Source organism: Pseudochelatococcus sp. B33 (assembly GCF_053570585.1).
Genome location: NZ_JBSEFH010000032.1, coordinates 1 through 12,903 on the forward strand (window position 1 = coordinate 1; position 12,903 = coordinate 12,903).

Consider the following 12,903-nt stretch of genomic DNA (forward strand, 5'->3'; position numbering starts at 1 on the left):
CCCCCCCCCCCCCCCGCGATCGCGCTGCAGCAGGGCCGCGTGGCGACCGTCGACAAGGCCGAGGGCGACATCCGCATTCTCAAGGAGCGGCTGCGGGTGCTCGGTGTGGCGCTGGCGACCTCGCCGCTGCGTGTCAGGAACGAGGACGCGGCCTATCAGGGCGCCGCGCCCGCGCCGCTCGGCGAATTCGGCTACTGGCCGCGGCTGCTGCTGGAGCGCGGCGACAGCTTCCTCAGCGCCGCCTACCGCGTGCTGCTCGACCGTAACATCGATCCCGCGGGGCTGGAGAGCTACCGCTCCCAGCTCAATGCGGGCCGCGGGCGGCTGGAGATCCTGTGCGACATCACGCTGTCGCCCGAGTTCCGCAGGCGCGGGGTCGACGACGGCGACCTGCGCCGATACCGGAAGGTTTACCAGGCGGCGCACCGGATCGAGCGCACGCCGCTGCGGTTCCTCGCGCGGGCGCTGCGCGGCTGGCTGCGGCGGGCGGAGAACGGGATCCGGGCTTCGCTCGCGGCGGACATCGCCATGGAGGCGCGCGATCACGTGAGCGCCTTCTACGACAGTCTCGGCATCCGGACCCGGTTCGACAGCGGCGCCGCCGTGCTGGCGGACGATGCCCGCCTCGACGCCTTCTATCTGGCGTTCGAGGACGCCATGCGCGGCCCCGAGGACGAGATCAAGGCCGGCCTCGCCTATTATCTCGAGACGATCGCGGCCGTGACCTCGGTCGCCGACGGCCCGATTCTCGATCTGGGCTGCGGGCGCGGCGAGTGGCTGTCGCTGCTTGGCGAGAACGGCTATACTGCGCGCGGCATCGATCTGAGCCCCACCATGGTCGGGATTTGCCGGGCCAAGGGCCTCGACGCCACCGTCATCGACGCGCTCTCGGCGCTGCGGGCGCTGCCGGACAACAGCCTGTCGGTGGTCAGCGGCTTCCATATCATCGAGCACCTGCCGTTCCCGATCCTGTTCTCGGTGTTCGAGGAGACATACCGGGCGCTGCAGCCGGGGGGGCTCATGCTGTTCGAGACGCCCAATCCCGAAAATCTTCTGGTGGGGGCGCACACCTTCTATCACGATCCGACCCATCGCCATCCGCTGACGCCCTCCAGCATGGCGTTCCTGGCGCGCTTCCACGGCTTCGAGACGATCGACTTCGCCCGCCTGCGCCCCTATCCGCCCGAGGCGCTGGTCACGGTCGACAGCCAAGCGGCCGATCGCCTCAACGGCCACCTCTACGGCCCGCAGGACTACGCCATCCTCGCCCGCAAGGGGCGTGCTGACGAAAGCGGGCAGGGCGCGCAGAAGGAGAACGGCGTCGCGGCCGGGGCGGTCTCCGGATGAGACTGATCGTCACAGCCAACGCCACACCGTTTCTGACCGGCGGCGCCACCTATCATTTCGACGGGCTGGTCGCCGCGTTGCGGGAGCGGGGGCACGAGGTCGAGACGCTGCGCTTTCCCTTCACCTTTCATCCCGAAGTCTCCATCGAGCGCCTCATGGACTGGTGCGAGACGCTCGACCTCTCCGCCCCCAACGGACAGCGCGTCGACAAGGTCATCAGCCTGCAGTTTCCCGGCTACGGCGTGCATCATCCGCACCATGTCGTGTGGATCATGCACCAGCACCGCATCGTGTACGATCTCTATCCCGACGATCCGAGCGACGCGGTGAAGCGGCTGCACGAGCTGATCCCGGCCTACGACAGCCGCGTGCTGGCGCGGGCCGAGCGTCTTTTCGCCAATTCGCGCAACGTCAGCGCCCGCCTGTCGCGCTTCAACGGCCTCGCAGCCGAGCCGCTGTATCATCCGCCGCCGCTGGCGGAACATTTCCGCCAGGGCGAGGCCTACAACTACGTGTTCCTGCCGAGCCGCATGGAAGCGTTGAAGCGCCAGGGGCTGGTGCTGGAGGCGGCGAGGCTGTGGCGCGCGCCGGTCATCTGCGTGCTGGCGGGGCGGGGCGGCCTGCTCGACGCCAACAAGCGCTTCGTGGCCGAGCACAATCTCGCCGGGCGGGTCGCCATCCTGGAGGATTGCTCCGATTCCGAGAAGCTCGCCCACTACGCCAATTGCCTCGGGGTGATCTATCCGCCGTGCGACGAGGACTACGGCTACGTCACGCTCGAGGCGCAGCTTGCGGCCAAGCCCGTGATCACCTGCACGGATTCGGGCGGGCCGCTCGAATTCGTCGAGGACGAGGCGACCGGCTTCGTCGTTCCGCCGACGCCGCAGGCCATCGCCGATGCGGTGGACCGGCTCTGGGACGACCGCGAGCGGGCGCGCGACATGGGCCGGCTCGGCCTCGCCCGCTATCTGGAAAGCGGCATTTCCTGGGATTCCGTCGTCGAACGTCTGACCGAGTGAGAGTGGGCGCCCGAAGATGAAGATTGCCGTGATTGCCCCGAGCCCGGTGCCGTTCGCCTTCGGTGGCGCGGAGCGCCTGTGGCTCGGCCTGACGCATTACTTCGCCAACGACACCCGCCACGTCTGCGAGCTGATCAAGCTGCCGTCGCCGGAGCGCGATTTTTGCGAGATCGTCGATTCGTACCGCCGGTTCGCGTCTCTCGACCTGTCGCACTTCGACATGGTGATCTCGGGCAAGTATCCGGCCTGGATGGCCGCGCACCCCAACCACGTGGTATACATGGTGCATCGGCTGCGGGGCCTTTACGACACGTGGCCGAAGGACATGTCGGCGGCACTGCCGGACGATGCGCTGCTCGCGCCGCTGAGGCGCCTGCTCGAACACCCCTCGACCGATCGCGGATTGCTGCCGGATCTCTTCGGCGAGATCGTCAACCTCGCCGCCGCCAGCCCGCCCCGGGAATGGCTGGCGCTGCCCGCGCCGCTGATCCGCGCCGTGGTGCACAAGTTCGATTCCATCGGTCTCGCACCGGAGCGGATCAGCAAGTACGTCGCGATCTCGCACAACGTGCGCAACCGCGCCGATTATTTTCCCGCCGGCGCCGAGGTGGAGGTCGCGCACGTGCCCTCCGATCTCGCGCTTGCCATCCTGCGCGAGACGCCGAGGAGCGAGGGGCATGGGAGCGAGGGGCATGAGAGCGAAGGACACGGTAACGAAGGAGAGGCGAGCGAGGCCGCGGACGCTGCCGCGATCGGCGGGCTCGACGGCATCGCGCCGACCTTCTTCACCGTGAGCCGCCTCGATCACGCCAAGCGGATCGCGCTCGTCATCGACGCTTTCCGGCGGGTGAGGGGCGACGCGCGCCTCGTCATCGCCGGCGACGGGCCGCAGCGCCGCGAGCTCGACCTGATGGCGAGGGGCGACAACCGCATCTCCTTCGTCGGCCGCGTGAGCGAGGAGGAGCTGGCGCGCCACTACCGCACGGCGTTCGCGGTGGCCTTCGTGCCCTATGATGAGGACTACGGCCTCGTCACCCTCGAGGCCTTGGCGGCCGGGCGGCCGGTGGTGACGGTGAAGGACGCCGGCGGCGTGCTGGAGTTCGTGGAGGACGGCGTCACCGGCCTCGTCGCGGAACCCGACGCGGGGGCGCTGGCGGGCGCCTTCGAGGCACTGCTCGCCGACCCCGCGCGGGCGCTCGCCATGGGTGCGGCGGGACGCGAGCGCGTGCGCCGGGTCTCGTGGAGCCGCCTCGGCACGGCGCTGGTGCTGCCCCCGGCCGTTGCCGTTCCGCGCCCGCGCGTCGTCATGGCCAACACCTATCCGCTGTGGCCCGTCGACACCGGCGGCAAGCGGCGGCTGTGGGCGCTGGCGCGGGAACTGGCCGCCCGCGCCGACGTCACCATGGTGTCGCTCCTGCGCCACGACGAGCCTGCGGAGGAGATTGCGTTCGGGCCCTGTCTGCGTGAGGTTCGGATCCCCATATCCCGGAAGCATATCGAGGCCGAGTGGGCGTTGACGAAGCTGCTCGACGAGACGTCGGTGTCGGATATTTCGGCAACCCTCTACGGCCACCTGACGCCGGCGCTGGCCCATGAGCTGCGCCTCCGGCTTCAGGGGGCCTCGCTGGCGATCGCGAGCCATCCCTATCTCTACCGCTTCCTGCGCGCGGCGTGGGAGGGGCCGATCTGGTATGACGCGCACAATGTCGAGACCCTGCTCAAGGACAGGATCCTGCCCCCGACGCCCGCCGGGCGCGCGGTGCTGGCGCAGGTCGCGGCGCTGGAGCGGGAATGCGTGTGGGGGGCCGAGCGTGTGCTGACCGTCAGCGACGCCGAGCGGGCGGTCTTCCGCGACATGTTCGGCAAGGCCGAGGAACGGATCGTGGTGGCGCCCAACGGCGCGGACCTGCCCGAGGACCCGCATCTGGAGCGCGAGCGGCGCGAGGCCCTGAAACAGCGGCTCGGCGTCGCGGGGCCGCTGGCGCTTTTCGTCGGCAGCTGGCACGCGCCCAATGTCGAGGGCGCGCTGGCGCTCATCGACATCGCCCGCGACTGCCCGCAATGGACGTTCTGGCTCGTGGGCAAGATGAGCGCGGCGGCCGAGCTTCAGGCGGCGTCGCCGCCCGACAACGTGCGCATCCTCGGCCCCGTGGACGAGGGCGAGATGCAGGCGATCTTCGCCGCCGCCGACGTCGGCATCAATCCGGTGGCGCAGGGGGCGGGCACCAACCTCAAGGTGATCGACTACGCCGCCCACGGCGCGCTGGTGCTCACCACGCCCGTCGGCCTTGCGGGGCTCGGCGGCGAGGAGGTGCCGGGCGGCGGCCTCATGGACGGCGTGCATGTCATCGTCGCCGAGCGCGAGCGCATGGCGGAGGCGCTCAACCGCATCGCGGACGAGGGCGTCGGCGCCTATGACGGCATCGTCGCCAACGCCTTCGCCCATGTCCGCGACCACCTGACATGGCGGGCGATCGTGGAACGGATCGCTTTCTGAGGCCGGCGGCCTTGCGTCGGGCGTTGTTTTCTCCGATATAGGACGCGGGAGGTTGGCGTTGGACGTTCCACTCGCCAACCGGGTCAGGTCCGGAAGGAAGCAGCCCTAACGAGACCGGGCGGGTCTTCGTCCAGCCTCCCACCTTGCGCGGGGCCCGACCGGGGCTGCTGGCCCGACTGTTTGTTCATGCATCGGATTTTTCTCGAAAGCGCATGCTTTCGGCATGATGCTTCCGCCCGGATGGTGCCGTGACCGATTCGCCCAACGCCGCCCCCTATCGTGTCCTCGCCCGCAAGTACCGCCCCCGCAGCTTCGATGATCTGATCGGGCAGGAAGCCATGGTCAGAACCCTGTCGAACGCCTTCGAGGCCGGGCGGATTCCCCAGGCATGGATGCTGACCGGCGTGCGCGGCGTCGGCAAGACGACGACCGCCCGCATCCTCGCCCGCGCCCTCAACTATGCCTTGGCCGACGGGTCGGGCGGACCCACCGTCAGGCTCGGCGAGCCGGGCCTGCACTGCGACGCGATCATGGAATCGCGCCATGTCGACGTGATGGAGATGGACGCGGCCTCCCACACCGGCATCGACGACGTGCGCCAGATCATCGACGGCATCCGCTACGCGCCGGTGAGCGCGCGCTACAAGGTGTACATCATCGACGAGGTGCACATGCTGTCGGAGAAGGCGTTCAACGCCTTCCTGAAGACGCTGGAGGAGCCGCCCCCGCACGCCAAGTTCGTGTTCGCGACGACGGAAATCCGCAAGGTGCCGGTGACGATCCTCTCCCGTTGCCAGCGATTCGACCTGCGCCGCATCGACGCGGCGACGCTGAGGCGGCATCTGGCGGCGATCTGCGCCGCCGAGAGCGTCGCCTTCGACGACGAGGCGCTGGCGCTGATCGCACGCGCGGCCGAGGGCTCGGTGCGTGATTCGCTGTCGCTGCTCGACCAGGCCATCGCCCACGGCGCGGGCCGGGTCGGCGTCGAGGAGGTGAAGGCCATGCTCGGCCTCGCCGACCGGGGCCGGGTGATCGACCTGTTCGAGGCGCTGATGCGCGGCGACATCGCCGCGGCGCTCGCCGAACTCTCCTCCCAGTACGAGGCCGGGGCGGATCCTGCGGTGGTGCTCGCCGATCTCGCCGCCTTCACCCATCTCGTCACCCGTCTCAAGCTGGTGCCCGAGGCGGCGAACGACGCCGCGCTGACCGACGTGGAGCGCACGCGCGGCGCCGAACTCGCCGCGGGGCTCTCCGTGCGCGTGCTGTCGCGGGCGTGGCAGATCCTGGTGCGCGGCCTGCCGGAAGTGCAGGCGGCGGCGCAGGCGCTCGCGGCGGCCGAGATGGTGCTGGTACGTCTCGCCTATGCCGCCGACCTGCCGTCGCCCGAGGAGGCGCTGCGCCTGCTGCGCGACGGCGGCCTGTCCGCCTCGCCCGGTGCGCCCGCCGGTGGCGGCGGCGCAGGAGGAGGTGGTGCCGGTGGCGCGCGTCTCGCGCTGGCCGCCTCCCGGCCGCAGCCGCAGCCGGTGATGGAGCGGGCCACGCCCGCGCCGCGCGAGGAAGTTCGGCTGGCGCGCTTCGAGGACGTGGTGGCACTCGCCGGCGAGCATCGCGACATCGTCCTGAAGGGGGCGCTGGAGCGCGACGTGCGGCTCGTCCGTTACGAACAGGGCCTGATCGAGTTCGCGCTGGTGCCCGGCGCGAGCCCCGCCATCGCCAACGACCTCGGCCGGCGCCTGCACGAATGGACGGGCCGGCGCTGGGTGGTGGCGGTCTCGTCCAGCGAGGCGGCGCAGAGCGTGCCGACGCTCGCCGAGGTGGCCCAGGCGCGGGCCGCCGAGCGGCGCGAGGACGCGCGCGCGCATCCGCTGGTGCAGGCGGTGCTGTCGCGGTTTCCGGGCGCGATCATCACGCGCGTGCAGGATATTGCGGTGGAAACGCCCGAAGGCGGCCAGGATGCGGGCGCGGAGGGCGAGGCGCGCGACGAATTCGGCCTCGCTTCGGACGACGCCACCCCCTATATCGACGACTGACCGCGGAAGCATTGCCGGGCGAGGGAATTGCCGGCGAGTGCCGGCCGGTCGAATGGTTCAGTTCGACGGACGGGCCGACAGGAGAGACGACATGCGCGATATCATGGGACTGATGAAGCAGGCCCAGAGCCTGCAGCAGAAGATGGCCGACGTGCAGGCCGAGTTCGATTCGATCGAGGTCGAGGGCACGGCCGGCGGCGGCACGGTCAAGGTCACCGCCACCGCCAAGGGGCAGGTGAAGGCGGTCCAGATCGACCCCTCCATCCTCACCCCCGAGGACAAGGAGATCGTCGAGGACCTCGTGGTCGCGGCGCTCAACGACGCCCGCGCCAAGGGCGAACGGGTGATGCAGGACCGCATCGCGGATCTGACCAAGGGTCTGCCGATTCCGCCCGGCCTGAAGCTGTTCTGAGGCGGCCGATGGCGTCGCCCGCCGGTCCCGAGATCGAGCGTCTGATCCAGTTGCTGGCCCGCCTGCCGGGGCTCGGGCCGCGTTCGGCGCGGCGCGCGGCGCTGATGCTGGTGAAGCGGCGCGAAGCGCTGCTCGCCCCGCTCGCCGAGGCCATGGTGCAGGTGAGCGAGCGCGTGAAGGTGTGCGCCACCTGCGGCAACGTCGACACGTCCGACCCCTGCGCCATCTGCACCGATGCGACGCGTGACGCGTCGATCCTCGTGGTCGTCGCCGATGTCTCGGACCTGTGGGCGCTGGAGCGCTCGGGGGCGGTGCGTGCGCGCTATCACGTCCTCGGCGGCGTGATTTCGGCGCTGGACGGCGTGCGGCCCGAGGACCTGAACCTCGCCGGGCTGCACGAGCGGGTCGCCGGCGGCGGCGTGGGCGAGGTGATCCTGGCGCTCAACGCCACCGTGGACGGGCAGACGACGGCGCACTACATCACCTCGATCCTGTCGGACCTGCCGGTGCGCGTCACGCGCCTGGCCCACGGCGTGCCGGTGGGGGGCGAACTCGACTACCTCGACGACGGGACCCTGGCCGCCGCCATCAGGCGGCGGGGGGCGGTCTGAGAGCGCGTCAGGCGTCGTCGCCGGCGTTCCAGAACGGCTCGCTCTCCCTGAACGTGGCGAAGACGCGCTCGACTTTCGCCAGCAGCTCCTGCTCGTGCGCCGCGTGTTCGTCGCGCAGCGTCTGTTCCGCTTCCGACACGGCCTCGCGCTCGCGCGCCACCGCGATGTCGTTGAGCTCGCCGAGCAGATCCTGGAGTTTCGACATGGCCGACACCTCCGCCTTGAGCAGCTTGCGCGCCTCGCCGTCGTGGAACAGGCCGGCGAAGAACTCGGCCGAATAGCGCAGCTTCTTCAATTCGATGCGCACCTCGTGGCGATCCTCGGGCGGGAGCGAGGCAATGTCCTCGGCGGATTTGAGGATCTTGTCGCGCCGGCGCGAGAGCTGCTTGGCGGCGAATTTCTCGATCGGCCGTTCGCGCCGCTTGACGGCTTTCTTGGCCGTGGTCCGGGTCCACGCTCCCGCTTCGATCCAGGCGAGCGTGGCGATGATGGCCCGGGCCAGCCGGCGCGAGGAGAGCGTGCGCCGCGCCGTGTCGTAGGCGCGTTCGCGCCTGGCGTCGTAGGTGGTGACGAGATCCGTGAACGCCGGGTCGCCGGCGTGTTCCGCCTGCGCCGGCACGAGCACGTTCTCGATGTAGACGTCGATGTCGCGCGCGTCGCCGAGGCGGCCCGCCATCCAGCGCAGCTCGCCGCTGATGAAGGTGCGCTCCCTGTCGTCGACGACGGTTCTGAAAACCGAAATGGCGGCCCGGAGGCGGCGCAGCGCGACGCGCGCCTGGTGCACGGCGCCCGGCGCCCGCTCGCGCAGCAGGACCGCCTCGTTGGCGAGATATTGCTTCAGGCAGGAACGGGCGATGATGCGGAACGCCTCGCCGGCGGGCGTGCCCGGTTCGATCGGCACCGGCCGGGACTTGGTGACCTCGGGCTGGCGGCCGTCGATGAGGTTGTAGCCGCGGTCGGGCTTGGTGAGGCTGCTCGGGCGCACGGTGACGATCGCCGCGATGGCGCGCGCCAGCGCGAAGAGATCGGCCGGATTGCCGGACTTGAGCTCGAGCTCCACCTCGGCGAAACGGCGGACCCTGCGCGCCGCCCTCACCCTGCCGTCATCGAGGGCGGCCTCTATCGTGGAGCCGTTGTAGCCGATCGTCACCGTCTCGCGGTCCACCTCGACCGTGAACAGGGGCTTGAGGGCCGCGCGCTGGCCGGCGTCGGCGACGAACGGCGCCAGCGCCGTCTTTTCGGCGTGGGAGAAATCGAGCTTGAGCCCGCTGACCGGATGCTCCCATTCGTCGCGCTCCGTCAAAAGCCCCTCGGGCGCGCGCGCCGCCTTGATGGTCTGGATCGCCTGTTCGCCGTCGCGCCGGATGCGGGCCGATATGCCCGCGTTGCGCAACGCGCGATCGGGCGTGTCGAAATAGACGGAGCGCAGCCGGCTCGCCGTCCGGCGCAGGATGGGGAGACGCTGAAAGACCGGGTGCGCGGACAGCCGTTGCAGCGAGGCCGGGGCCAGCGTCAGCTTCAGCTCTATCTCTTCGGCCATTTCTCCGTACCCCTTTCCTTGCCGCTCGCGGACGATCCTGCACGAACCGCCAACGAATACAACGGTTCGAATGTTCTGCCCGGGTTCATTGTGAGCAAATACCACGACACTTTGTTGGTTGCACAGATGTTAAGCGTTGTGGCGAAAATGACGCTTGACAAACGTCATAACTGTCGCAAATAGTGCAATCATGTCAGGCGTTTCATGTGTGACGATATTGTGACGAAGTATCCAGTCATGAAGAGTTACCTCCGTGTCCGGCGCAAAACGATACTTGTGCGAGTGCCGGCAGGGCATGGCGCGTGCATACCTGGCCATTGCTGGGGAACAGATGGCACCAACACAGTGAAAATATCATCAGGATGAAAAAAATATCATCGGGAGGCGAGTTCAGGGACTACTGATGCACAGTTAAAGTGGGGTGTGCTGTGAACGCAATTTACGACGTTGTGTCTGTCACTGGTGTCGCGGATGGAGAGGGATTGTATCCCGGGATATCCGTGGAGGCGCGGCGGCTGATCGCCGAGGCGGCTATCGACATTGCCGATGGCCGTGGCACGAGCCGTTCCACCATCGGATGGAACAAGCAGAGGGCATTGGCGGAAAGGGTGTTGTCCCAGGTCTATGTTGCGGGCTGGAACGACGCGTCGCGCTCTTCCTGACAGTCCGGCGTTGCGGCGCGCTTCTCCAGGTCATCGGCTCTTCCAGGTCATCGACAGGGTCACCAGATGTTTTTGTCGACAATGCACTGTTCCACAGGAACTGTTTCTTCCGAAGAACAGATGTCGGCGCACAACATTTGGCGCAAGGAAAGGTGGGTGGCTCACCGGCTTTGGCGCCACGTGAGTATGCTGTATTGCCGGTTCTCCCCCCCAAATTTGGTGTTCTGTACGGTCTTTTGGGCGCTCCGTTCTTTGTATTCCGGTAGTGAATACGGGTACGGGGGGCCGCGAATTGAATTGTATGTCTTATTCCATTGCCGAAAGCCGTTTTCTGAGCGTGGAACAGCGGTGGCGGCAACAATGTCAACCCAATCGCTGTCGATTCCGGCGCAATTGCCGACGGGGCGACATGAAATTGATCCAGTGGAGTGTTTAATTATGGCAACGGCCGAACGTGAAGGTCTTACCACGGCGGAAATTACCCGCTCTGTCGTCAAATCCTATGTATCTTTCAATAAACTGTCCGCGGACGGACTGATCTCCATCGTGCAGGCCGTGCACACCACACTCGACCGTCTCAGCCAGGGCGCGCCCGAGCCGGAACCGAAGCCCGAACCGGCGGTGCCGATCGAGGCCTCCGTCACCGACGAATACATCATCTGCCTCGAGGACGGTAAGAAGTACAAGTCGCTCAAGCGCCACCTCGCCGCGCATTACAAGATGACGCCGCAGCAATACCGCGACAAATGGGGCCTGCCGCCCAATTATCCGATGGTGGCACCGAACTACTCTGCCACCCGCGCCATGCTGGCGCGCCGCGCCGCCGGCATCGCCGACTAGAGCGCGTTCCGACCGGATAAGAATTCGCCCGACATCAAAGAGTGAGAGCGTGTCAGCGTTTCCGTGAAATGATGACACGCTCTACAGCATTGACCGATCCGGCCGGATCGGCAAATGCCGCGCCGGAGCGGGGCGGCGGCTATCCGACCGGATATTCTTGTGCGATTGCGCATGATCCCCGAACGAGGAGCGTTCAGGGATCATGCCGTAACGACGCGCGATTCGCGCTCCGGGCGCACCCGGTTCAGGGAGCGGGGCGCAGCTCGAAATCGCGCAGTTCCTCCAGCAGTCTGACGAAGGCCCGGGCGCCGTAGGCGGCCGCGGCCTCGCCTTTCTCACGCGAGGCGGCGGAGGCGTTACCGATGGCGCCCGCCGGATTGAGGTCCTGACTCATCCAGCCGAGACCCGCCGGCCGGCCGGCGCTGAGGTAGCGGTATTGCTGCGCCAGCTCCGCGCCGCGGGAGGCGAAATCACGTGATTCGCCGCCGCGCACCAGATCCGGCCGGAAGGCGAGCATCAGCGACGTCTCGATGTCGCCGCCGTGGATGCCGTGCCGGATTTCCGCGCTGTCGAAGAGGTTCTCCGGATAGCCGAATCGCTGCCAGGAGACGGCGGCTGTCGTCATGCCGAGCCGCACCCTGAGGTCGCGCGCGACGATGTCGATGACCGGCGAGTTGCCGCCGTGCGAACTGACGAAGAGCAGCTTCCCGCAGCCGGCCCGATGCAGGCTCTCGCCGATATCGGTCCAGGCCCGGATCGCGGTTTCCGGCCGCAGGCTGAGCGTGCCGGGAAAGGCGAGGTGCTCGTTCGACAGCCCGACGGACTGGATCGGCAGGATCAGCACCGGCAGGCTGTCGTCGAGCAGGGCGTGGACGCGCTCCAGATAGCCTTCCATGATCATGAGGTCGGTGCCCAGCGGCAGATGCGGGCCGTGCTGCTCGACGGCCGCCACGGGAAGCACCGCGATGGCGTTGCACAGCTTTCCGGCCTCGAAATCCGTCGTTGCCAGATCCGCCCAGCGATGTGAGGAGGGCATGGCGAAATGTCCTGTCGTCGGCCGGCGGTTCCGATCGTCCGTTGCCGATGAAACTTGAGTCGGAACAACCGGTTAACCATGCAACGTGTTGACAGGTCTGTGCAAGCCTCATCGACGTTGCGGCGATCGTCATTTCCGCGTCATGAGATAGACTGCATTGTTTCGACGGCAACCTATCAGCTTCGCATGACGATATCGCTCGTCCGGTGGCAGTTCCGGCCGCTGGCATGGCGAGGGCCGGTAGTCTGCCGCCGCGATCGCCCGGTTTCCGGTGCGAAGAGATGCTTGCGTCGGGAAAGTATCTGGTTCAATCCTGACGTCGGCCCGTTCCGGCACCTGGTCGCGGACGACGCAGCCCGGGCCGGCCGGTGGGCGCATGCCCGAGCTCTGCCTTCAACGGGAGGGGACGATGAAGCACCCTGTTGCGAAGACCGTCGGTTGGGCACTTGTCCACGCCGCGCGCCTGCATCGCACGCGTATCGGAGAACGCCTGACGGCGCTGGGGCTGTTCCCCGGCCAGGAACAGGTCCTGCATGCGCTGTCCACCGTCGACGCCATGACGATGGGCGAACTCGCCTATATCCTGCGCGTCAAGCCGCCCACCGCCTCGAAGACGGTGGCGCGCCTCGCTGCCCAGGGACTGGTGGAGCGGATCGCCGAGCCGGGTGACGCGCGCATCGTCATCGTCCGGCTCACGCCGGAGGGCGCGGCCCGCGCCGTCGCCATCGACAAGCTGTGGGTCGAGGTCGAGAACGAACTGCTCGAGGACTTCGACAACAAGGAGCGCAAGCGCCTGCGCAAGCTGTTGCGCCGGGCCGCGCGCAACCTCGCCGGCGCCCAGGCGCTCGACCACGGCGACGAGGACGGCGATGATGACGGCGACGATGCCAGCGACGTGATAGAGTAGGG

General features: G+C 68.1%; 11 protein-coding genes and 1 other RNA gene. 10 read left to right on the forward strand and 2 right to left on the reverse strand.

Annotation, left to right across the window (positions count from 1 at the left end; all coding sequences use genetic code 11):
- From ACUSIJ_RS25840 to recR, 7 genes are all read left to right on the forward strand, one after another.
- The coding region (locus ACUSIJ_RS25840) for a methyltransferase domain-containing protein (RefSeq protein ID WP_449311295.1) at positions 1-1,347 on the forward strand (1,347 nt) is incomplete at its 5' end.
- Positions 1,344-2,366 carry a glycosyltransferase family 4 protein gene (locus tag ACUSIJ_RS25845; RefSeq protein ID WP_449311296.1) on the forward strand — a complete coding sequence of 341 codons (1,023 nt, stop codon included), beginning with the start codon at positions 1,344-1,346 and terminating at the stop codon, positions 2,364-2,366. The genes ACUSIJ_RS25840 and ACUSIJ_RS25845, both read left to right, overlap by 4 nt.
- 16 nt (positions 2,367-2,382) lie before the next feature.
- A complete protein-coding gene (locus ACUSIJ_RS25850; RefSeq protein ID WP_449311297.1) occupies positions 2,383-4,863 on the forward strand; it encodes a glycosyltransferase family 4 protein in 2,481 nt (826 codons plus the stop codon).
- 46 nt (positions 4,864-4,909) lie between these two features.
- An RNA gene (gene ffs / locus ACUSIJ_RS25855) (signal recognition particle sRNA small type) lies at positions 4,910-5,006 on the forward strand.
- Between the two features lie 105 nt (positions 5,007-5,111).
- The gene (locus tag ACUSIJ_RS25860; RefSeq protein ID WP_449311298.1) at positions 5,112-6,893 is read left to right on the forward strand and encodes a DNA polymerase III subunit gamma/tau; all 1,782 of its coding nucleotides are present in this window, start codon (positions 5,112-5,114) and stop codon (positions 6,891-6,893) included.
- A gap of 91 nt (positions 6,894-6,984) precedes the next feature.
- Positions 6,985-7,305, forward strand: coding sequence for a YbaB/EbfC family nucleoid-associated protein (locus ACUSIJ_RS25865; protein ID WP_449311299.1), 321 nt, complete (start codon positions 6,985-6,987; stop codon positions 7,303-7,305).
- 8 nt (positions 7,306-7,313) lie between these two features.
- Entirely contained in the window at positions 7,314-7,916 is a 603-nt protein-coding gene (recR, locus tag ACUSIJ_RS25870) for a recombination mediator RecR (RefSeq protein ID WP_449311300.1), read from the forward strand.
- Between the two features lie 7 nt (positions 7,917-7,923).
- Here recR and ACUSIJ_RS25875 read toward each other — a convergent pair whose 3' ends face one another.
- Complete coding sequence (locus ACUSIJ_RS25875) at positions 7,924-9,456, reverse strand: CYTH and CHAD domain-containing protein (RefSeq protein WP_449311301.1); 1,533 nt, start codon at positions 9,454-9,456, stop codon at positions 7,924-7,926.
- Between the two features lie 482 nt (positions 9,457-9,938).
- Here ACUSIJ_RS25875 and ACUSIJ_RS25880 point away from each other — a divergent pair, with 482 nt between their 5' ends.
- The gene (locus ACUSIJ_RS25880; protein ID WP_449311302.1) at positions 9,939-10,118 is read left to right on the forward strand and encodes a hypothetical protein; all 180 of its coding nucleotides are present in this window, start codon (positions 9,939-9,941) and stop codon (positions 10,116-10,118) included.
- A 438-nt stretch (positions 10,119-10,556) separates the two neighbouring features.
- Positions 10,557-10,958: a MucR family transcriptional regulator gene (locus tag ACUSIJ_RS25885; RefSeq protein WP_449311349.1), complete on the forward strand. Its 402-nt coding sequence runs from the start codon at positions 10,557-10,559 to the stop codon at positions 10,956-10,958.
- Positions 10,959-11,202: 244 nt separating this feature from the next.
- On the opposite strand, the gene ACUSIJ_RS25890 is transcribed toward ACUSIJ_RS25885, so the two are convergent.
- Positions 11,203-11,994 carry a creatininase family protein gene (locus ACUSIJ_RS25890; protein ID WP_449311303.1) on the reverse strand — a complete coding sequence of 264 codons (792 nt, stop codon included), beginning with the start codon at positions 11,992-11,994 and terminating at the stop codon, positions 11,203-11,205.
- A 409-nt stretch (positions 11,995-12,403) separates the two neighbouring features.
- Between ACUSIJ_RS25890 and ACUSIJ_RS25895 the strand changes: the two genes are divergently transcribed.
- Entirely contained in the window at positions 12,404-12,901 is a 498-nt protein-coding gene (locus ACUSIJ_RS25895; protein ID WP_449311304.1) for a MarR family winged helix-turn-helix transcriptional regulator, read from the forward strand.
- Positions 12,902-12,903 lie beyond the last annotated feature (2 nt).